Annotated in this window: 19 protein-coding genes and 3 tRNA genes; all 22 read right to left on the reverse strand. The window is 56.1% G+C overall.

Annotation, left to right across the window (positions count from 1 at the left end; translation table 11 throughout):
- Positions 1-258: 258 nt before the first annotated feature.
- The 22 genes from gmhB to AC1IN8_RS16850 all read right to left on the reverse strand — a co-directional run bounded on the left by gmhB (position 259) and on the right by AC1IN8_RS16850 (position 21,669).
- Entirely contained in the window at positions 259-801 is a 543-nt protein-coding gene (gmhB, locus tag AC1IN8_RS16745) for a D-glycero-beta-D-manno-heptose 1,7-bisphosphate 7-phosphatase (protein ID WP_139439404.1), read from the reverse strand.
- Between the two features lie 113 nt (positions 802-914).
- Positions 915-2,099: an elongation factor Tu gene (tuf, locus tag AC1IN8_RS16750; protein ID WP_025328607.1), complete on the reverse strand. Its 1,185-nt coding sequence runs from the start codon at positions 2,097-2,099 to the stop codon at positions 915-917.
- A 54-nt stretch (positions 2,100-2,153) separates the two neighbouring features.
- A complete protein-coding gene (gene fusA / locus AC1IN8_RS16755) occupies positions 2,154-4,259 on the reverse strand; it encodes an elongation factor G (protein ID WP_139439119.1) in 2,106 nt (701 codons plus the stop codon).
- A gap of 75 nt (positions 4,260-4,334) precedes the next feature.
- Complete coding sequence (gene rpsG, locus AC1IN8_RS16760) at positions 4,335-4,805, reverse strand: 30S ribosomal protein S7 (protein ID WP_010675949.1); 471 nt, start codon at positions 4,803-4,805, stop codon at positions 4,335-4,337.
- A 93-nt stretch (positions 4,806-4,898) separates the two neighbouring features.
- The gene (gene rpsL, locus AC1IN8_RS16765) at positions 4,899-5,273 is read right to left on the reverse strand and encodes a 30S ribosomal protein S12 (protein WP_005306278.1); all 375 of its coding nucleotides are present in this window, start codon (positions 5,271-5,273) and stop codon (positions 4,899-4,901) included.
- Positions 5,274-5,455: 182 nt separating this feature from the next.
- Positions 5,456-5,734, reverse strand: coding sequence for a sulfurtransferase complex subunit TusB (gene tusB / locus AC1IN8_RS16770; RefSeq protein WP_025328609.1), 279 nt, complete (start codon positions 5,732-5,734; stop codon positions 5,456-5,458).
- Between the two features lie 7 nt (positions 5,735-5,741).
- Complete coding sequence (gene tusC, locus AC1IN8_RS16775; protein ID WP_454010636.1) at positions 5,742-6,098, reverse strand: sulfurtransferase complex subunit TusC; 357 nt, start codon at positions 6,096-6,098, stop codon at positions 5,742-5,744.
- A 9-nt stretch (positions 6,099-6,107) separates the two neighbouring features.
- A complete protein-coding gene (tusD, locus tag AC1IN8_RS16780; RefSeq protein WP_043133753.1) occupies positions 6,108-6,500 on the reverse strand; it encodes a sulfurtransferase complex subunit TusD in 393 nt (130 codons plus the stop codon).
- An 86-nt stretch (positions 6,501-6,586) separates the two neighbouring features.
- The gene (locus tag AC1IN8_RS16785; RefSeq protein ID WP_041206542.1) at positions 6,587-6,967 is read right to left on the reverse strand and encodes a RidA family protein; all 381 of its coding nucleotides are present in this window, start codon (positions 6,965-6,967) and stop codon (positions 6,587-6,589) included.
- A gap of 26 nt (positions 6,968-6,993) precedes the next feature.
- Positions 6,994-7,710: a helix-turn-helix transcriptional regulator gene (locus AC1IN8_RS16790; protein ID WP_025328613.1), complete on the reverse strand. Its 717-nt coding sequence runs from the start codon at positions 7,708-7,710 to the stop codon at positions 6,994-6,996.
- A gap of 196 nt (positions 7,711-7,906) precedes the next feature.
- Complete coding sequence (gene rpoC / locus AC1IN8_RS16795; RefSeq protein ID WP_139439129.1) at positions 7,907-12,211, reverse strand: DNA-directed RNA polymerase subunit beta'; 4,305 nt, start codon at positions 12,209-12,211, stop codon at positions 7,907-7,909.
- Positions 12,212-12,301: 90 nt separating this feature from the next.
- Positions 12,302-16,330, reverse strand: a complete 4,029-nt coding sequence (gene rpoB, locus AC1IN8_RS16800) for a DNA-directed RNA polymerase subunit beta (RefSeq protein WP_139439131.1) — start codon at positions 16,328-16,330, stop codon at positions 12,302-12,304.
- 222 nt (positions 16,331-16,552) lie between these two features.
- Positions 16,553-16,915 carry a 50S ribosomal protein L7/L12 gene (gene rplL, locus AC1IN8_RS16805; RefSeq protein ID WP_025328616.1) on the reverse strand — a complete coding sequence of 121 codons (363 nt, stop codon included), beginning with the start codon at positions 16,913-16,915 and terminating at the stop codon, positions 16,553-16,555.
- A gap of 51 nt (positions 16,916-16,966) precedes the next feature.
- A complete protein-coding gene (gene rplJ, locus AC1IN8_RS16810; protein WP_025328617.1) occupies positions 16,967-17,467 on the reverse strand; it encodes a 50S ribosomal protein L10 in 501 nt (166 codons plus the stop codon).
- 257 nt (positions 17,468-17,724) lie between these two features.
- Positions 17,725-18,426: a 50S ribosomal protein L1 gene (rplA, locus tag AC1IN8_RS16815; protein ID WP_025328618.1), complete on the reverse strand. Its 702-nt coding sequence runs from the start codon at positions 18,424-18,426 to the stop codon at positions 17,725-17,727.
- 4 nt (positions 18,427-18,430) lie between these two features.
- Entirely contained in the window at positions 18,431-18,859 is a 429-nt protein-coding gene (gene rplK / locus AC1IN8_RS16820; protein ID WP_016352267.1) for a 50S ribosomal protein L11, read from the reverse strand.
- Between the two features lie 134 nt (positions 18,860-18,993).
- Entirely contained in the window at positions 18,994-19,545 is a 552-nt protein-coding gene (gene nusG / locus AC1IN8_RS16825; protein ID WP_005323644.1) for a transcription termination/antitermination protein NusG, read from the reverse strand.
- Between the two features lie 9 nt (positions 19,546-19,554).
- Entirely contained in the window at positions 19,555-19,926 is a 372-nt protein-coding gene (secE, locus tag AC1IN8_RS16830) for a preprotein translocase subunit SecE (protein WP_025328619.1), read from the reverse strand.
- 60 nt (positions 19,927-19,986) lie between these two features.
- A tRNA-Trp gene (locus tag AC1IN8_RS16835) sits at positions 19,987-20,063 on the reverse strand.
- Positions 20,064-20,115: 52 nt separating this feature from the next.
- Positions 20,116-21,300, reverse strand: a complete 1,185-nt coding sequence (gene tuf, locus AC1IN8_RS16840) for an elongation factor Tu (protein ID WP_025328607.1) — start codon at positions 21,298-21,300, stop codon at positions 20,116-20,118.
- A 171-nt stretch (positions 21,301-21,471) separates the two neighbouring features.
- Positions 21,472-21,546: transfer RNA gene (locus AC1IN8_RS16845), tRNA-Gly, on the reverse strand.
- Between the two features lie 38 nt (positions 21,547-21,584).
- A tRNA-Tyr gene (locus AC1IN8_RS16850) sits at positions 21,585-21,669 on the reverse strand.
- Positions 21,670-21,932: the final 263 nt, after the last annotated feature.

A 21,932-nucleotide genomic window follows, 5' to 3' on the forward strand; every position in this document is an offset into this window, starting at 1 on the left:
ATTCAAATTGTTAAAGAGCGACGCAACAGTGTGTTGCTGCGGGAGTGGAATTCTACTCAACCGCCTTCTCGAGTCAAGCCTTATTTTCAAAGGCTTTTCGAGGTTATCGACTCAGGCTTTCTGCGTTGCCGCTTGCCCTGTCGATGGAGGCGCATTATAGGGAGCTGAAACTTTCTGGCAAGCAGATAATTGCAAAAAGATGGCTTTCATCAACCGTTCGCTCACAAAGCCACCAATGCGCATATTAAGCGAACAAAATCAGCCCGCAACGGGCACTGAAACGGCAAAATCGTGCAGATTGTCATAGACGACATCAGCCAGCGCAGTGCCCTCGTCGGTCACAGCCTTGCCGGTGCGCACCATCACCTTGTGTCCGACTCCGGCATTGATGGCCGCTTTCAGGTCGGAAGGCTTGTCACCCACCATATAAGAGCGCGCCATGTCGATGCCCAGCTCCTGCTGCGCCAACAGCAGCATGCCGGGTGCAGGTTTGCGGCAATCACAGGGAGCGCCGTGATCCGGATGATGAGGACAGAAATAGATACCATCGAGGTCAACGTCCCGGTCGGCCAGTGACCAGTCCATCCACTCGGTCAGGTTCATGAAGTCGTCTTCACTGAAGTAGCCGCGGGCGATGCCGGACTGATTGGTGACGACAATCAGCAGATAGCCCTTCTTCTTCAGCAGCTGCAGGGCTTCGATCACCCCGGGCAGGAAATGGAAGTCATCGACCTGGCTGACATAACCTGTGTCTTCGTTGATGACACCATCACGATCCAGAAAAATGGCGGGTTTACTCACGGGCACTACCTCGGTAATAGATGTTTGAAATGTGTCTCACGGGACAATAACGCCCCAAAAAATAAAAGGGGCAGCCGAAGCCACCCCTTTCATGTGTGCATTTAAAGTATCGATTAAGCGATAACTTTAGCTACAACACCAGCACCTACGGTACGGCCACCTTCACGGATAGCGAAACGCAGGCCGTCATCCATCGCGATCGGGGCGATCAGGGTAACAACCATTTTGATGTTGTCGCCTGGCATTACCATTTCTACGCCTTCCGGCAGTTCGATGGTACCGGTCACGTCGGTAGTACGGAAGTAGAACTGCGGACGGTAGCCCTTGAAGAACGGGGTATGACGACCACCTTCTTCCTTGGACAGCACGTACACTTCAGATTCGAACTTGGTGTGCGGCTTGATGGAACCCGGCTTGGCCAGTACCTGACCACGCTCAACTTCTTCACGCTTCACGCCACGCAGCAGGGCGCCAACGTTCTCACCGGCACGGCCTTCGTCCAGCAGTTTGCGGAACATTTCAACACCGGTACAGGTGGTAGAAACGGTGTCTTTGATACCGACGATTTCTACAGTCTCACCTACCTTGACGATACCGCGCTCTACACGACCGGTAACTACGGTACCACGGCCAGCGATGGAGAAGACGTCTTCGATAGGCATCAGGAACGGCTGGTCAATGGCGCGCTCCGGCTCCGGGATGTAGGTATCCAGGTGGTGAGCCAGCTCGATGATCTTCTCTTCCCATGCAGCGTCGCCTTCCAGCGCTTTCAGCGCGGAACCACGTACTACCGGCAGGTCATCACCCGGGAAGTCGTACTCGGTCAGCAGTTCACGAACTTCCATCTCGACCAGTTCGAGCAGCTCTTCGTCGTCTACCATGTCGCACTTGTTCATGAACACGATCATGTACGGGATACCAACCTGGCGACCCAGCAGGATGTGCTCACGAGTTTGCGGCATCGGGCCGTCAGTCGCGGCTACTACCAGGATCGCGCCGTCCATCTGGGCAGCACCGGTGATCATGTTCTTAACGTAGTCGGCGTGACCCGGGCAATCTACGTGGGCGTAGTGACGGATCGCGGTGTCGTATTCTACGTGGGAGGTGTTGATGGTGATACCACGCTCACGCTCTTCCGGTGCCTTGTCGATTTGATCGAAGGCGAAAGCTTTACCACCGAAGTGCTTGGCCAGCACGTTGGTGATGGCGGCGGTCAGGGTGGTTTTACCGTGGTCAACGTGGCCGATGGTGCCGACGTTTACGTGCGGTTTATTACGCTCAAATTTTTCTTTAGACACGACGTAGTCCTTCTAGGTTAAACCCGCCTACCGTCGTAGGCGGGGAATCATAAATTACTTGGATTTGCGCTCTTCGATCACGGCCTGGGCGACGTTAGTCGGGGCATCGTGATACTTGGCGAATTCCATGGCGTAGGAAGCGCGACCCTGGGTAGCGGAACGCAGGGCAGTCGCATAACCGAACATCTCGGCCAGCGGCACGAGAGCACGAACGATCTTGCCGGACGGGCCGTCTTCCATACCTTCGATCAGGCCACGACGACGGTTCAGGTCACCGATCACGTCGCCCATGTAGTCTTCCGGAGTCTCAACTTCTACTTTCATGATCGGTTCGAGCAGAACCGGGTTGGCCTTCATGAAGCCAGCCTTAAAGGCCATGGAAGCAGCGATTTTGAACGCCAGTTCGGAGGAGTCGACATCGTGGTAGGAACCGAAGTGCAGACGCACGCCCAGATCCATAACCGGATAGCCTGCCAGCGGGCCGGACTTCAGCTGCTCACGGATACCCTTGTCAACACCCGGGATGAACTCACCAGGAATGACGCCGCCCTTGATGTCGTTAACGAACTCGTAGGCTTTGCCTTCTTCCAGCGGGTACATGTCGATCACAACGTGACCGTACTGACCACGACCACCGGACTGCTTGGCATGCTTGCCTTCGATGTCCTTGACGGTAGTGCGGATGGTTTCACGGTAGGCAACCTGCGGCTTACCTACGTTCGCTTCTACCTTGAACTCGCGACGCATACGGTCAACGATGATGTCCAGGTGCAGCTCACCCATACCGGCGATGATGGTTTGGCCAGATTCTTCGTCAGTCCATACGCGGAAAGAGGGATCTTCCTGCGCCAGACGGCCGAGTGCCAGACCCATCTTCTCTTGGTCAGCCTTGGTTTTCGGCTCAACCGCGATGGAGATTACCGGCTCCGGGAATTCCATACGCTCGAGGATGATCGGCGCTTTTTCGTCACACAGGGTGTCACCAGTGGTCACGTCTTTCAGACCGATGGCAGCGGCGATGTCGCCTGCGCGAACTTCTTTGATCTCTTCACGCTTGTTGGCATGCATCTGAACGATACGGCCAAAACGCTCGCGCTTCTCTTTGACGGAGTTCAGCACGGAGTCACCGGAGTTAACCACACCGGAGTAAACGCGGAAGAAGGTCAGGTTGCCTACGAACGGGTCGGTAGCAATCTTGAATGCCAGAGCAGAGAACGGCTCGTCATCGGAAGCGTGACGCTCGTCTTTGGTCTCGCCATCCAGCTTCAGACCGTCGATGGCTGCTACGTCGGTCGGAGCCGGCAGATAGTCAACCACGGCATCCAGCATGGCCTGTACGCCCTTGTTCTTGAACGCGGAGCCACAGGTAACCAGGATAATTTCGTTGTTCAGAACACGCTGACGAAGAGCTTTCTTGATCTCTTCCTCGGTCAGTTCTTCACCACCCAGGTATTTTTCCATCAGGTCTTCAGACGCTTCAGCAGCGGCTTCAACCAGGTTCATGCGCATTTCTTGCGCTTGTTCCAGCAGCTCGGCCGGGACGTCTTCGTAATCGAAAGACACGCCCTGGTCAGCTTCGCTCCAGTTGATGGCTTTCATCTTGACCAGGTCGATAACGCCCTTGAAGTTCTCTTCTGCACCGATGTTCAGTTGCAGGGGAACTGGCACGCCTTTCAGACGGGTCTTGATGTGCTCAACGCAGCGCAGATAGTTGGCGCCGGTACGGTCCATCTTATTGACGAACGCGATACGGGGAACCTTGTACTTGTTAGCCTGACGCCATACGGTCTCAGACTGTGGCTGTACGCCACCTACGGCACAGTACACCATCACGGCGCCGTCCAGAACACGCATTGAACGCTCTACTTCGATAGTAAAGTCAACGTGGCCCGGGGTATCGATGATGTTGATACGGTGCGGTTGGAACTGTTTGCCCATACCGGACCAGAAAGCGGTGGTCGCGGCGGAGGTGATGGTGATACCACGCTCTTGTTCCTGTTCCATCCAGTCCATGGTGGCGGCGCCATCGTGAACTTCACCGATCTTGTGACTTACACCGGTGTAAAACAGAACGCGCTCGGTAGTAGTAGTCTTACCGGCGTCGATGTGAGCAGAGATACCGATGTTACGATAACGCTCAATGGGGGTTGTACGAGCCATTGTCATCCTCTTACTAGGGCACTTGTCCCCAGATAATTAAAGGTGCGCAGAGCCAGAAGACCCTGCGCAAGCGGATTACCAGCGGAAGTGAGCGAAGGCCTTGTTCGCTTCAGCCATACGGTGAACGTCTTCACGTTTCTTGACAGACGAACCCTTATTGTCAGCGGCATCCAGCAGCTCGCCAGCCAAACGCTGAGCCATTGATTTTTCACCACGTTTACGAGCGGCATCAACCAACCAGCGCATTGCCAGGGCATTGCGACGAACCGGACGAACTTCTACCGGTACCTGATAGGTTGCACCACCGACGCGACGAGATTTAACCTCGACCGCCGGACGAATGTTGTCCAGAGCGACTTCGAACAGGGCCAGGTGCTCTTTGCCAGATTTGGTGGCAATGATGTCCAGGGCGCCATAAACGATGGCTTCTGCAACAGATTTCTTACCGTCAACCATTACTACGTTGACAAATTTAGCCAGCAGCTCTGATCCGAACTTGGGATCCGGCAGGATTTTACGCTGACCAACAACACGACGTCTTGGCATTTCAAATTCTCCGTAACTTCAGGGGTTACCCAAAACTAGAAAGTTATCTAACTAGAAACGAATTAACGTTTGGCCTTACTTAACGGAGAACCATTAAGCTTTCGGACGCTTCACGCCATACTTGGAGCGAGCCTGCTTACGGTCTTTAACACCGGCACAGTCCAACGCACCACGAACGGTGTGATAACGAACACCTGGCAAATCCTTGACACGACCGCCACGGATCAGAACAACGGAGTGCTCCTGCAGGTTGTGACCTTCACCGCCGATGTAGGAGGTGACTTCGAAGCCGTTGGTCAGACGTACACGGCACACTTTACGCAGTGCAGAGTTAGGCTTCTTCGGGGTGGTGGTGTATACACGGGTGCATACGCCACGCTTCTGAGGGCACGCTTCCAGCGCCGGCACGTTGCTTTTCACAACGAGCTTGATGCGTGGCTTGCGAACCAACTGGTTAATAGTTGCCATCAAAAGGCTCCTGATAATGACTTCATAAACGTGTGAAAAATCCTCCCCGCAGATACGGGGACGCGAAATTTTATGCCCTGTTGTCTGGGGAGTCAAGATTTATACAATTCGTGCGCCAAAAGGGCAAATGACATCCCGCCATTATTGTGATAACCACCTGAGCTGACAGGCAAAAATGAAAACTAGCCGGCCCAGGTCTGCGGTGATCCCTGTTCGGCGATCAGCTTGATCAGGCCGGCCATGTCGAGTTCCATCCCGATCCTGGGGGACAGACCCCTCGCCTTCAGGTCTTCCCCCATCACATAAAGCGGGATCCCGCTCAATCGTTCGCACCACTGCGGAGCCGTCGTCGCCACCACGGCGTCCTGCATCAGCACCAGCAGATCCGCTTCCTGACGATAACGCAGCACCTGCTCGAGGTCCTGGCTGAGGAAGGGCGAGCTCAATACCAGTTGTATCATGGGCACCTCAAAAGCTGATGTGGGTGGTGAAGTTGTCCCACTGGTGGCGGATCTCGGCCGGGCTCAGCACCGTCACGGGGATCAGCAGATCCGCGGCGGTCAGACCACGCTCGGCCAGCGATGCCGCACAGACATAGACCTCCTCGACATCGTACAGTTCCAGCATCTTGAAGGTCGGGGCATAGTGACGCTGCAATATCCCCTGTGGCGACTGCTCCCTGACCAGTTGCAGCACGCCATCGCCGATGAGGAACAGCGCCAGGGATTCCGTCAACGCAGAGGTGGCCAGCAAGGCATCCAGGCCCTCTCGTCCACTCGCCGTACCGTGGGGACCACGCCGGCAGATAAAGGCTATCTTGGTCATTCCATCCCCCTAGAACTGGACGAAGCGGTCGGCGGTCAGACTGGCCTCCGCCAGCTGACCCAGCCCGCTTAAACGAAACGGGGCCTGCAGATTGAACTGGGTCTTGCCGACCCCCTTGGCCTCGGCCTCGTCGAGCACCCCGCGGCGCATGGCGGCGGCGACACACACATCGATGGCAATGCCCTGCGCCAGGGCCAGCTCGCGCCACAGCGCCACCAGGTCGGTCTCATCGCTGGCCGGTGCATGCAGGCCATTACCGTTATGGACTCCATCCTGATAGAAGAACAGGTGGGACAGCTGATGCCCCTGCTCGATGAGGCTCAGGGCGAAGCGATAGGCGGTGCTGGCCGTCTGGGTGCCATAGGCGGGCCCGGTGACCAGCAGGGCAAAATTCAGACTCATGTCCGGACTCCTGCACAGATGTGCATCCATTCTACCTCAAAGACGAAAAAGCCCCTCCTGGGAGGGGCTCTTCCGATGACTCAGACTCAGACGTAAGCAATGGCTTCGACTTCGACCAGTACATCCTTCGGCAGGCGAGCCACTTCCACGCAGGAGCGCGCCGGCGCAGCGTCACCGAAGTAGCGGGCATAGACCTGGTTGAAGGCCACGAAGTTGTTCATGTCGCTCAGGAAGCAGGTGGTCTTCAGCACCTTGCTGGTATCGGCACCCGCCGCCTTCAATACTGCAACCAGGTTCTTCATCACCTGCTCGGCCTGCGCCTCGATGCCACCGGCAACTATGTCCATGGTGGCCGGATCGAGCGGGATCTGCCCGGAGGTGAACACCAGGTCGCCCAGCTTGGTAGCCTGAACATAAGGACCAATTGCGGCAGGCGCCTTGTCGGTTGCAATCACTTCTTTAGCCATTGTTATCTATCCCCTATCTATGGCGCTTACTCGCTCTCTTCTTCACCCTGCTTGCGCTGTCGGATGTAGAGATACACGGTATGTTTGGAAATATTCAGCTTGTCGGCGACCAGGTTGATCGAGTCCTTGATATCAAATATGCCCTTCTCGAACAACTGGGTCACGATAAAACGATTCTTGGCGTTGTTGGCCACGGAGGGATCGCGGTTGATCTCGTCGATGGTGTTGTCCACCGTCTGGGCAACCAGCTCCTCCACGCTGTTGGCGAAGGTCTCCGGCGATTGACGCTCCACTTGCTGGGGCGTCGGGAAGAATTCGGCCACGAACTCGTGGAAAGGCGCATTGATGTGCAGGTTGATGCAGATAAGCCCTATCACCTGCTTGTCGCGGTTGCGGATGGCGATGGTGCTCGACTTCATCAGCGCACCGGTCCGGCTGCGGGCAAAGTAGCTCTGGGTGTGATCCTGACCCGTGCTCTCGATGTCCTTGAGCATGCGCAGGGCCAGATCGGTGATCGGTGCCCCCAGGGTTCGCCCCGTGTTGAATCCGTTCGCTATCTTGATCACTGACTCATGCAGATTTTCCAGGGAATGCAGCACCACTTCGCAGTGCTTGCCGAACAGATCGGCCAGGCCCTCGATGAGGCCCTCATATGAACGCAACAATTCCCTGTCTTCGTCTGTAAAAGCGCGACCGCTCAGTTGCTCTTCGGGAAGCAGTACTTCCTCGATACCGACAGCCATGTTCTACCCCTGTAATAACCATTCAACTTTCCCGAGTTTTCAATTGCGGGGGATCAATGTCAACTTTTTTTGATTTTTTGCTCTATAACCTTGCACTGGATCATCCCCTGCCCCAGCCCGGTGCAAGGTTCTGCTGGCGGGCAGGCAACAAAAAGGGCCCCTTGAAGGAGCCCTTTTTAATCACTGCAGCTGAAGATTACTCTTCGTCAAAACTGCCGGCTGCGTTGAGCAGATCCGCCAGATTTTGCTGAGCCTCATCGGCGGTCACCTGCGGTACACCGACAGCACGGGCTGCGGCGGCACGCTGGTTGATCCGGCTATGGTGGTAGGCAAAGCCGGTACCAGCCGGGATCAGACGACCCACGATCACGTTCTCTTTCAGGCCACGCAGTTCATCACGCTTGCCGCCAACGGCCGCTTCGGTCAGAACACGAGTGGTTTCCTGGAAGGAAGCCGCGGAGATGAAGGACTCGGTGCTCAGGGATGCCTTGGTAATACCCATCAGGATATGACGGTAGGTGGCCGGGGTCTTGCCTTCGGCAACCAGTTTACGGTTGGCAATCTTCACACGAGCCACTTCAACCTGCTCGCCTTCGATCAGGTCAGTGTCACCAGCGCTCAGGATCTCGCACTTGCGCAGCATCTGACGAACGATGACTTCGATGTGCTTGTCGTTGATCTTAACGCCTTGCAGACGGTAAACGTCCTGCACTTCGTTGGCGATGTAGTTGGCGACCGGGCTGATACCGCGCAGACGCAGGATGTCGTGAGCAGACTCAGGACCGTCCGCCAGCACTTCACCCTTCTCAACTTTTTCACCTTCGAACACGTTGAGGTGACGCCACTTCGGAATCATCTCTTCGTAGATGTCGCCACCGTCGGTCGGGGTGATGACCAGACGGCGTTTGCCCTTGGTCTCTTTCCCGAAGGAGATGGTACCGGAGATCTCGGCCAGGATAGCCGGTTCCTTCGGTTGACGTGCTTCGAACAGATCCGCAACGCGCGGCAGACCACCGGTGATGTCCTTGGTACCACTGGACTCTTGCGGGATACGCGCTACCGCGTCACCCACGCCCACGTTGGCACCATCCTCCAGGTTCACGATCGCCTTGCCCGGCAGGAAGTACTGGGCTGCAACGTCGGTACCCGGGATCATCACGTCTTTGCCGTTCAGGTCGACCAGTTTCACGGTCGGACGCATCTCTTTACCGGCGCTCGGACGTTCGTTGACATCCAGCACGACGATGGAGGAGAGACCAGTCAGCTCGTCGGTCTGACGAGTGATGGTCACACCGTCGATCATGTGTTCGAAGTCCAGGCGACCTGCCACTTCGGTGATGATCGGGTGGGTGTGCGGATCCCAGTTGGCGACGGTATCACCGGCACTCACGGCCTGGCCATCTTTCACTTCCAGCACGGAACCGTAAGGCAGCTTGTGGCTTTCCTTGGTACGGCCCATCTCGTCCATGATGGTCAGTTCGGTAGAACGGGAGGTGATAACCAGCTTGTCGGCGCTGTTGGTAACGAACTTGGCGTTCTGCAGCTTGATGCTACCGGTGTTCTTGACCTGGATGCTGCTCTCGGCAGCAGCTCGGGATGCGGCACCACCGATGTGGAAGGTACGCATCGTCAGCTGGGTACCCGGCTCACCGATGGACTGGGCGGCGATAACACCGACAGCCTCACCCTTGTTCACCAGGTGACCACGGGCCAGATCACGGCCGTAGCAGTGAGCACAGTTACCGAAGTCGGTCTCACAGGTGATGGCAGAACGTACCTTCACGCGGTCGACGGAGTTACGCTCCAGCAGGTCACACAGATACTCGTCGAGCAGAGTATTGCGCGCGACCAGGATCTCGCTTTCAGTACCCGGCTTGATCACGTCTTCGGCGACCACACGACCCAGCACGCGCTCACGCAGCGGCTCGACCACGTCACCACCCTCGATCAGCGGAGTCATCCACAGACCTTCGGTCGTACCGCAATCATCCTCGGTGATCACCATGTCCTGAGCCACGTCAACCAGACGACGAGTCAGGTAACCGGAGTTCGCCGTCTTCAGTGCGGTATCCGCCAGACCCTTACGAGCACCGTGAGTGGAGATGAAGTACTGCAGTACGTTCAGACCTTCACGGAAGTTCGCCACGATCGGCGTTTCGATGATGGAACCATCCGGCTTCGCCATCAGGCCACGCATACCGGCCAGCTGACGGATCTGGGCGGCGGAGCCCCGCGCACCAGAGTCGGCCATCATGAAGATGCTGTTGAAGGAGGCCTGCTCTTCTTCTTCACCCAGGGAGTTGACGTTCCGCTCCTTGGAGAGGTTATCCATCATGGCCTTGGAGACGCGATCGTTCGCGCTGGCCCAGATATCGATAACCTTGTTGTAGCGTTCGCCCGCGGTCACCAGACCGGACAGGAACTGGTCCTGGATCTCGGCGACTTCGGCTTCGGCTGCCGCAATGATGTCTTTCTTGGCATCCGGGATGACCATGTCATCGATACCAACGGAAGCACCGGACAGGGCCGCATAATGGAAACCGGTATACATCAGCTGGTCAGCGAAGATGACGGTGTCCTTCAGGCCCTGCTTGCGATAGCAGGTGTTCAGCAGACGGGAGATGAGCTTTTTGCCCAGCGCCTTGTTGGATACGGATTTGATCCAGTTCTGCGGATTGGCATCCAGATCGGCCTGCTCGGCGGCAGTCAGCACCTTCGGCTCGTCGATCAGCGCGTATTCCATGCCTTTCGGCAGGATCAGGCTCAGGATCGCACGACCAACGGTGGTGTTCTTCATCTCGGTGTGTTCACGCAGGGAACCGTCTTCCTGACGCAGGTATTCGGTAATGCGCACTTTCACACGAGCATGGAGATCGGCCAGACCGGCACGATAGACCTTCTCGGCTTCTTTCGGGCCGGCCAGCACCATACCTTCGCCCTTGGCGTTGATACGGGCACGGGTCATGTAGTACAGACCCAAGACCACGTCCTGGGAAGGAACGATGATCGGCTCACCGGAGGCAGGCGACAGGATGTTGTTGGTGGACATCATCAGGGCGCGCGCTTCCAGCTGGGCTTCCAGGGTCAGCGGTACGTGGACCGCCATCTGGTCACCATCGAAGTCCGCGTTATAGGCGGCACAGACGAGCGGGTGCAGCTGGATGGCCTTGCCTTCGATCAGGGTCGGTTCAAACGCCTGGATACCCAGACGGTGCAGGGTCGGTGCACGGTTCAGCAGGACCGGGTGTTCGCGGATCACTTCGTCCAGGATGTCCCAGACGACGGCTTCTTCGCGCTCCACCATCTTCTTGGCGGCCTTGATGGTGGTCGCCAGACCACGGGATTCCAGCTTGCCATAGATGAAGGGCTTGAACAGCTCGAGCGCCATCTTCTTCGGCAGACCGCACTGATGCAGACGCAGCGTCGGACCTACGGTGATAACGGAACGACCGGAGTAGTCGACACGTTTACCCAGCAAGTTCTGACGGAAACGACCTTGCTTACCCTTGATCATGTCGGCCAGGGATTTCAGCGGGCGCTTGTTGGAACCAGTGATGGCACGACCACGACGGCCGTTGTCCAGCAGGGCATCCACGGACTCTTGCAGCATGCGCTTTTCGTTGCGCACTATGATGTCCGGAGCTGCCAGATCCAGCAGACGCTTCAGGCGGTTGTTACGGTTGATCACGCGACGGTACAGATCGTTCAGATCGGAAGTCGCGAAACGGCCGCCGTCCAGCGGTACCAGCGGACGCAGGTCCGGCGGCAGCACAGGCAGCACTGTCATGATCATCCACTCCGGCTTGTTGCCGGACTGCAGGAAGGCTTCCATCAGCTTCAGACGCTTGGTGGTCTTCTTGCGCTTGGTCTCGGAGTTGGTCTGATCCAGCTCCTCGCGCATGGTCTTGACTTCACCTTCCAGATCGATGGCACGCAGCAATGCAAGGATTGCTTCGGCACCCATCTTGGCGTCGAATTCGTCGCCCCACTCTTCCAGTGCGTCCAGATAGTTCTCTTCGGACAGCATCTGGCTGCGCTCGAGGTTGGTCATGCCGGGTTCGATAACCACATAGGATTCGAAATACAGCACGCGCTCGATGTCACGCAGGGTCATGTCCAGCAGCAGACCGATACGGGACGGCAGGGACTTCAGGAACCAGATGTGGGCAGTCGGGCTGGCCAGCTCGATGTGGCCCATGCGCTCGCGACGGACCTTGGTCTGGGTCACTTCTACGCCGCACTTCTCGCAGATCACACCACGGTGTTTCAGGCGCTTGTACTTGCCGCACAGACACTCGTAGTCCTTCACCGGTCCGAAGATACGGGCGCAGAACAGACCATCACGTTCCGGCTTGAAAGTCCGGTAGTTGATGGTCTCAGGCTTTTTGACCTCACCGAATGACCAGGAGCGGATCATGTCAGGAGAGGCCAGACCGATCTTGATACTGTCAAACTCTTCGGTCTTGGTCTGAGCCTTCAAAAACTTGAGTAAGTCTTTCACGTGTTTCCCCTGTCAGGAGTCTAACCTCGGCGCCCTGCTGCCAAAGCAGCAGGGCGCCCACGTCAATTCTCGAACAATAAGAGCGAGCTCTTACTCTTCGTCCAGCTCGATGTTGATACCCAGAGAGCGGATTTCCTTCAACAGTACGTTGAAGGATTCGGGCATGCCCGGCTCCATACGGTGGTCGCCATCCACGATGTTCTTGTACATCTTGGTACGGCCATTCACATCGTCAGACTTGACGGTCAGCATTTCCTGCAGGGTATATGCCGCACCGTAAGCCTCCAGGGCCCACACTTCCATCTCACCGAACCGCTGACCACCGAACTGTGCCTTACCACCCAGCGGTTGCTGGGTAACCAGGCTGTAGGAGCCGGTAGAACGCGCGTGCATCTTGTCGTCTACCAGGTGGTTCAGCTTCAGCATGTACATGTAACCCACGGTGACCTTGCGCTCGAAGGCGTTGCCGGTACGACCGTCGAACAGGGAGATCTGACCGGATTCCGGCAGATCGGCCAGCTTCAGCAAGGCCTTGATTTCGCGCTCTTTGGCACCATCAAAGACAGGTGTAGCAACCGGCAGACCCTTACGCAGGTTACCCGCAAGGGTACGTACGTCGTCATCAGACAGCTCGGCGATGTTCACTTGCTGGGTGTCCTTCTCGCCCAGGTCATAGACCTGCTGCAGGAAGCCACGCATCTCGTGCAGCTCGCGCTGATCCTTGATCATGCGGTCGATCTTCTCGCCGATGCCCTTGGCCGCGAGGCCCAGATGCACTTCGAGGATCTGACCGATGTTCATACGGGACGGTACGCCCAGCGGGTTCAGTACGATGTCGACCGGACGGCCGAACTCGTCATGAGGCATGTCCTCGACCGGGCAGATCTTGGAGATAACACCCTTGTTACCGTGACGGCCCGCCATCTTGTCACCCGGTTGGATGCGACGCTTGACTGCCAGGTAAACCTTGACGATTTTCAGTACGCCCGGCGCCAGATCATCACCCTGGATAATCTTGCGACGCTTGTTCTCGAACTTCTTGTCGAAGTCGGCTTTCAGCTCGATGTGCTGTTCGGCGATCTGCTCCAGTTCGATCTGCTTGGCTTCATCTTCGATGGCCAATTCAAACCACTTGGAACGATCCAGCTTGTTCAGACGATCTTCGCTGTAACCGGCGGCCAGCAGCAGGTTGCGGGAACGGCCGAAGATGCCGTCTTCCAGGATCTTGAACTCTTCGGTCAAGTCCTTCTTCGCTTCCTTCAGCTGCATCTCTTCGATTTCTTTGGCGCGCTTGTCTTTTTCCACGCCATCGCGGGTAAAGACTTGCACGTCAACCACGGTACCGTACACACCGTTCGGCACACGCAGGGAGGAGTCCTTCACATCGGAGGCCTTCTCACCGAAGATGGCGCGCAGCAGCTTCTCTTCCGGGGTCAGCTGGGTTTCACCCTTGGGTGTTACCTTGCCGACCAGGATGTCGCCGCCCTTCACTTCGGCACCCACGTAGACGATACCGGACTCGTCCAGCTTGGACAGAGCGGCTTCACCCACGTTCGGGATGTCGGCAGTGATCTCTTCCGGACCCAGCTTGGTGTCACGGGAGATACAGGCCAGTTCCTGGATGTGGATGGTGGTCAGGCGATCTTCCTGTACCACGCGCTCATTCACCAGGATCGAGTCTTCGAAGTTGTAACCGTTCCACGGCATGAAGGCGACGCGCAGGTTTTGGCCCAGCGCCAGTTCGCCCAGGTCGGTAGACGGGCCGTCAGCCAGCACGTCGCCCGCCATCACCGGCTCACCCAACATCACGCAAGGACGCTGGTTGATACAGGTGTTCTGGTTGGAACGGGTGTACTTGGTCAGGCTGTAGATGTCGATGCCGGCTTCGCCAGGCAGCAGCTCATCTTCATTGACCTTGATCACGATACGGGAGGCGTCGACGTAGTCGATCATGCCGCCACGCTTGGCCACCACGGTCACACCGGAGTCAACGGCCACGGCGCGTTCCATACCGGTACCTACCAGCGGCTTGTCGGCACGCAGAGTCGGTACTGCCTGACGTTGCATGTTCGAACCCATCAGGGCTCGGTTAGCATCATCGTGCTCCAGGAATGGGATCAGGGCCGCTGCCACAGATACGATCTGTTGCGGGCTCACGTCCATGTACTGGATCTGGTCGGCGTTCATAAAGGTGGATTCACCCTTGTGACGGCACGGGATCAACTCGTCTTTCAGACGGCCATCTTCGGTGGTCGCGGCGTTGGCCTGGGCGATCACGTACTTGCCTTCTTCAATGGCTGACAGGTAGTCCACTTCGTCGGTGATCACACCGTCGATGACCTTGCGGTACGGGGTCTCGAGGAAACCGTACTCGTTGGTGCGGGAATACACGGACAGCGAGTTGATCAGACCGATGTTCGGACCTTCCGGAGTCTCGATGGGGCACAGACGACCGTAGTGAGTCGGGTGTACATCTCGAACTTCGAAGCCGGCACGCTCACGGGTCAGACCGCCCGGGCCCAGCGCGGAAATACGACGCTTGTGGGTCACTTCGGACAGCGGGTTGTTCTGGTCCATGAACTGGGACAGCTGGCTGGAACCGAAGAACTCTTTGACCGCGGCGGAGATCGGCTTGGCGTTGATCAGATCCTGCGGCATCAGGGTGTCCAGGTCGCCCAGGGAGAGACGCTCCTTGACCGCACGCTCGACACGCACCAGACCGACGCGGAACTGGTTTTCTGCCATTTCACCGACAGAACGGATACGACGGTTACCCAGGTGGTCGATATCGTCCACCTCGTCATTGCCGTTACGGATGTCGATCAGACGCTTCATGACTTCGACGATGTCGTCTTTGGTCAGCACGCCAACGCCGGTCTCGTCTTCACGACCCAGACGGCGGTTGAACTTCATCCGACCCACGGTAGACAGGTCGTAACGCTCGGAAGAGAAGAACAGGTTCTCGAACAGCTGCTCTGCCGCTTCGCGGGTGGGCGGCTCGCCCGGACGCATCATGCGGTAGATCTCGACCAGAGCTTCCAGGCGGCTGGAGCTGGAGTCGATGCGCAGGGTCTCGGACATGTAGGCACCGTGATCCAGTTCGTTGGTGAACAGAACCTCGAAGTGCTTGAAGCCGGCTTGGGACAGATTGGCTACCGCTTCCAGGCTCAGAGCCTGGTTGGCAGTCACGACCATTTCGCCAGTTTGCGGGTGCGCGTAGTTCTTGGCTGCAACTTTGCCAACAACGTACTCTACCGGCACCTCGATCTGGGTGATGGCGTCTTTTTCCAACTGACGGATATGACGGGCAGTGACACGACGACCGGTCTCAACCACCACGGCGCCATTGGCAATGATGTCGAAGGTCGCAGTCTCACCACGCAGGCGCTCGGGCACCAGATCCATCATCAACTTGCCATCTTTGACCTCGAAACCAATGGTCTCGAAGAAGGTGGCCAGGATTTCTTCGGAACTGAAGTCCAGGGCGCGCAGAATAATGGAGGCCGGCAGTTTACGACGACGGTCGATACGGACAAACAGGTTGTCTTTCGCATCGAACTCGAAGTCCAGCCAGGAGCCACGGTAGGGGATAACGCGGGCGTTATACAGTACCTTACCGGATGAATGTGTTTTGCCTTTATCGTGGTCGAAGAAGACGCCCGGGCTGCGGTGCAGCTGGGAGACGATAACCCGTTCGGTACCATTGATGACAAAGGTGCCGTTCTCGGTCATGAGCGGAATTTCGCCCATGTATACTTCTTGTTCCTTGATATCTTTGACGGTGCCGGCAGCTGCTTCACGGTCGTACAGAACCATACGAAGCTTGACACGCAGCGGCGCGGAGTAGGTCACTCCACGGATCTGGCATTCTTTTACGTCAAATACCGGCTCACCCAGGCGATAGCTGACATACTGAAGCTCAGCACTACCGGAGTAACTGGTGATCGGGAAAACGCTACGGAAAGCGGCCTCTAGGCCATATTCACCTTCCGGGTCAGCCTCGATGAACTGCTTGAAGGAGTCCAGCTGAATGGACAACAGATAAGGCGTGTCCAGTACCTGGTCTCGCTTACCGAAGTCCTTACGAATGCGTTTTTTTTCGGTATAAGAGTAAACCATAGGGTTCCTCAGCTCGCTGATAAGTGACCCACTCTGTCCCGCGGGACAGCTCTGTCTCAACACCGTTTTGTGTTGGCCCGGACGATGAGGCGGTCCGGATTGCTGGTGCACCGAGAGTCGTAAACGGTGTGAAATGCTCTCAGTCTACAGCGCAAAAAGGCTGGTGAACAAACATTCACCAGCCCTAGCCTGTTTTATCAGGCTAATCTACATAAATGCAGATTATTTGATCTCAACAGAAGCACCGGCAGCTTCCAGCTCTTTCTTCAGAGCTTCAGCTTCGTCTTTGGAGACGGCTTCTTTCAGGTTGGTCGGAGCGGCTTCTACCAGGTCCTTGGCTTCTTTCAGGCCCAGGCCGGTGGCAGCACGAACGGCCTTGATGACGGCAACTTTGTTGGCGCCAGCAGCAGTCAGAACTACGTCGAACTCGGTCTTCTCTTCTACTGCTTCAGCGGCCGGACCGGCAGCTACAGCAACAGCGGCAGAAACACCGAACTTCTCTTCCATTGCTTCGATCAGCTCAACAACTTCCATTACGGACATGGAAGCAACGGCTTCGATGATTTGGTCTTTAGTGATAGACATGACAAAAATTCCTGATGTTGAATAAACTCAAACAGCCTAAATAGGCGAGAATCAAGCAGCAGCTTGTTTCTGGTCGCGAACAGCAGCGATAGTACGAACCAGCTTGCCAGCAGAGGCTTCCTTCATGGTAGCCATCAACTTCGCAATTGCTTCGTCGTAGGTCGGCAGCGTGGCCAGACGATCAATTTGTGCTGCGGCGATAAACTCACCGTTAAAAGCGCCAGCCTTGATTTCGAACTTTTGGTTCGCTTTGGCAAACTCTTTGAACAGACGAGCGGCAGCGCCCGGGTGTTCGTTAGAGAAAGCAATCAAGGTAGGACCAGTCAATACGTCGTTCAGGCAACCGAATTCGGTGCCCTCTACCGCGCGACGCAGCAGGGTGTTACGCACAACGCGCATGTACACACCGGCTTCACGAGCGGATTTACGCAGGACGGTCATCTTGTCAACAGTCACACCGCGAGAATCGGCTACAACTGCAGACAGAGCGCCTTTGGCAGCTTCGTTGACTTCAGCAACAATTGCCTTTTTGTCTTCGAGTCCCAATGCCATTGGCTTAACTCCTGGATTGAATCTGAGTCTCATGACTCAGTACTGACACATCCCCCCTACCTTCACAACAGAGGGGAACGATGCGGTAGCAGGATTCCAGAAGAGAAAGAAAACTTTCTCGCTGGGTTTCCGGCACCGTCTACGCAGGAAGGATTAAGGCCTTGCAGCCACCTGCGGTCTTGGACGGAGGTCGAAACCCCCAACCAATCAAGGCGCAAAATTATAGATTAAATTTTGCGCCTTGTAAAATCCATCAATTAGCCCTGAGCTTCCAGAGAAGCTTGGTCTACGGCAACACCGGCACCCATGGTGGTGGAGATGCTGACTTTCTTGATGAAGACGCCTTTGGCGGAAGAGGGCTTGCCCTTTTTCAGAGCAACCAGCAGAGCTTCCAAGTTTTCTTTCAGCTGAACTTCGTTGAAAGAAACCTTACCCAGAGTGGTATGGATGATACCATTCTTGTCATTGCGGTAACGAACCTGACCGGCTTTAGCATTCTTCACAGCTTCAGCAACGTTCGGGGTTACGGTACCCACTTTCGGGTTAGGCATCAGGCCGCGCGGGCCCAGGATTTGGCCCAGTTGACCAACAACGCGCATGGCATCCGGGGATGCGATAACTACGTCGAAGTTCATCTCGCCTTTCTTGACCAGCTCGGCCAGGTCATCCATACCAACCAGTTCAGCACCGGCAGCCTTGGCGGCTTCGGCGTTGGCACCCTGGGTGAATACGGCGACACGGATGTCACGACCGGTACCGTGCGGCAGTACGGTAGCACCGCGTACGTTCTGGTCGGATTTACGAGCATCGATACCCAGGTTAACGGCAACGTCAACGCTTTCAACGAACTTGGCGGTAGCCAGTTCTTTCAGCAGGGCAATGGCTTCGTTGATGGAGTACTCTTTGGTACCGTCAACTTTTTCGCGAATAACGCGCATACGCTTGGAAAGTTTTGCCATTGTCTTAATCCTCCACTACCAGGCCCATGGAACGAGCGGAGCCTGCGATGCAACGTACTTTTGCATCCAGATCGGCACCAGTCATGTCCGGCTCTTTGGTCTTGGCGATTTCTTGCAGCTGAGCAACAGTCACCTTACCAACCTTGTCTTTGTTCGGCTTGGCGGAACCAGACTGGATACCAGCGGCTTTCTTCAGCAGGAAGGAAGCAGGCGGAGTCTTGGTTTCGAAGGTGAAGGAACGGTCGCTGTAAACGGTGATCACGACCGGAGTCGGTGAGCCTTTTTCCAGCTTTTCTGTACGAGCGTTGAACGCTTTACAGAATTCCATGATGTTCACACCGTGCTGACCCAGAGCAGGACCAACGGGAGGGCTGGGGTTAGCACTGCCAGCCTTAACTTGCAGCTTGATATAAGCTGTGACTTTCTTAGCCATTACGAAAATACCTCAAAAATGGGTTCTAGCGCCTCGGAGACATGCTCCTGCAAACGGCTCCCCAACAAATAAAGGGGCAGCGAATTATAGAGATAATCGCTGCCCCTGACAACCGTTAAACGTACAGAGTTTAATCAGCCCTTTTCGACCTGACCAAAATCCAGTTCTACCGGCGTTGAGCGACCGAAGATCAATACAGAGACCTTCACGCGGCTCTTCTCGTAGTCCACCTCTTCAACGGTACCGTTGAAGTCGGCGAATGGACCATCGGCAACCCGCACCATTTCACCCGGTTCAAACAGGGTTTTCGGACGCGGCTTGTCGTGGGCATCTTGCAGACGATTGAGGATGGCATCCGCTTCCTTATCGGAGATAGGAGCAGGACGATCGGAGGTGCCACCGATGAAGCCCATGACCCGTGGCACATTGCGTACCAGGTGCCATGTGGTCTCGTCCATCATCATCTGGACCAGGACATAACCCGGGAAAAATTTGCGCTCACTCTTGCGCTTCTGGCCGGCACGCATCTCGACCACTTCTTCGGTCGGGACCAGCACTTCGCCAAACAGCTCTTCCATGCCATGCATCTTGATATGTTCACGCAGGGATTTGGCAACACGGCCTTCATAGCCGGAAAATGCCTGCACGACATACCATCTCATACGTTGTTCACGTTGTTCAGTCATGGCTTTTCCTTACACACCGGTAATCAGGTTGACCAACCAGACCAAGGCACCGTCCAGAACGAACAGCAACAGCCCCATCACGGCGGTCACCGCCAGCACAATCAGGGTTGTCTGAATGGCTTCCTGACGGGTTGGCCAAACGACCTTGCGGACTTCCAGGCGCGACTCACGAGCAAAAGCCAGTGTTGCCTTGCCCTTGGTGGTTTGCAGGGCTACTGCACCTGCAGCAGCGATGACAACGACCACACCCAAGGCGCGGACGGCTGCGACAACATCGGTGAGCAGGTAATTACCCACTACAGCGGCCGCCAGGATGATGAAAACCAGGCCCCAAAGAAGGGTATCCTTGCTTCCGCCCTGTCCCTCAGAACTAACACTCATACAACCCACCTGTATCTGACGTAACCAAAGACACAAAAGCCCCGTACGAGACGAGGTATATGGCAGGGGCGGCAGGACTCGAACCCGCAACCATCGGTTTTGGAGACCGCTGTTCTACCAATTCGAACTACGCCCCTGCATAAGAAAGCCCCTATTATAGGGGCTTTGCTTTATTTATGTAAGCCAAGATTAAGCGATAACTTTAGCTACAACACCAGCACCTACGGTACGGCCACCTTCACGGATAGCGAAACGCAGGCCGTCATCCATCGCGATCGGGGCGATCAGGGTAACAACCATTTTGATGTTGTCGCCTGGCATTACCATTTCTACGCCTTCCGGCAGTTCGATGGTACCGGTCACGTCGGTAGTACGGAAGTAGAACTGCGGACGGTAGCCCTTGAAGAACGGGGTATGACGACCACCTTCTTCCTTGGACAGCACGTACACTTCAGATTCGAACTTGGTGTGCGGCTTGATGGAACCCGGCTTGGCCAGTACCTGACCACGCTCAACTTCTTCACGCTTCACGCCACGCAGCAGGGCGCCAACGTTCTCACCGGCACGGCCTTCGTCCAGCAGTTTGCGGAACATTTCAACACCGGTACAGGTGGTAGAAACGGTGTCTTTGATACCGACGATTTCTACAGTCTCACCTACCTTGACGATACCGCGCTCTACACGACCGGTAACTACGGTACCACGGCCAGCGATGGAGAAGACGTCTTCGATAGGCATCAGGAACGGCTGGTCAATGGCGCGCTCCGGCTCCGGGATGTAGGTATCCAGGTGGTGAGCCAGCTCGATGATCTTCTCTTCCCATGCAGCGTCGCCTTCCAGCGCTTTCAGCGCGGAACCACGTACTACCGGCAGGTCATCACCCGGGAAGTCGTACTCGGTCAGCAGTTCACGAACTTCCATCTCGACCAGTTCGAGCAGCTCTTCGTCGTCTACCATGTCGCACTTGTTCATGAACACGATCATGTACGGGATACCAACCTGGCGACCCAGCAGGATGTGCTCACGAGTTTGCGGCATCGGGCCGTCAGTCGCGGCTACTACCAGGATCGCGCCGTCCATCTGGGCAGCACCGGTGATCATGTTCTTAACGTAGTCGGCGTGACCCGGGCAATCTACGTGGGCGTAGTGACGGATCGCGGTGTCGTATTCTACGTGGGAGGTGTTGATGGTGATACCACGCTCACGCTCTTCCGGTGCCTTGTCGATCTGGTCGAAGGCGAAAGCTTTACCACCGAAGTGCTTGGCCAGCACGTTGGTGATGGCGGCGGTCAGGGTGGTTTTACCGTGGTCAACGTGGCCGATGGTACCCACGTTAACGTGCGGTTTATTACGCTCAAATTTTTCTTTAGACATGATCGTCCCTCTAAACTAACGCTGAGTACGCGGTGGCAAGCTAACCACAGAACAGTTTATATGATGGATTTGAATCAGGGGGGCAGAGAGGATGGTGCTGGCAGGCAGGTTCGATTGCCGAACTCACCCTAGGGTGTGGCTTTCAGAATTACCTGAGCCATATCAGCATCTTGGAGCGGGCAGCGGGAATCGAACCCGCATCATCAGCTTGGAAGGCTGAGGTAATAGCCATTATACGATGCCCGCATTTCTCTAACCCAAAGAACTCAAACCGCAGAGAAATATGGTGGAGGGAGAAGGATTCGAACCTTCGAAGGCAGAGCCGTCAGATTTACAGTCTGATCCCTTTGGCCGCTCGGGAACCCCTCCGATTGCACGAATGCCACAACGGTAATTCTGCTTGCACCCGTTGTGTTTGTCGCTTTTGCTGGGCAAATAGACGACAGACATCCAAGCGTCGCGCATTTTATGGTAAGGATTTTGGGGATGCAACCATTGCGCCCTGCAAAATGTGCATTATTGCCGGGATCCAGGCAAAAAAACGCTCCTCCTCCGTCCCAACTGGACACGTCCCTTGTCGCTCCCGATCCCTTGGTGTATGGTCGCCCTGCCCAAGAAACAGTGATGACACC

This window comes from Aeromonas sp. 130281 (assembly GCF_056642115.1).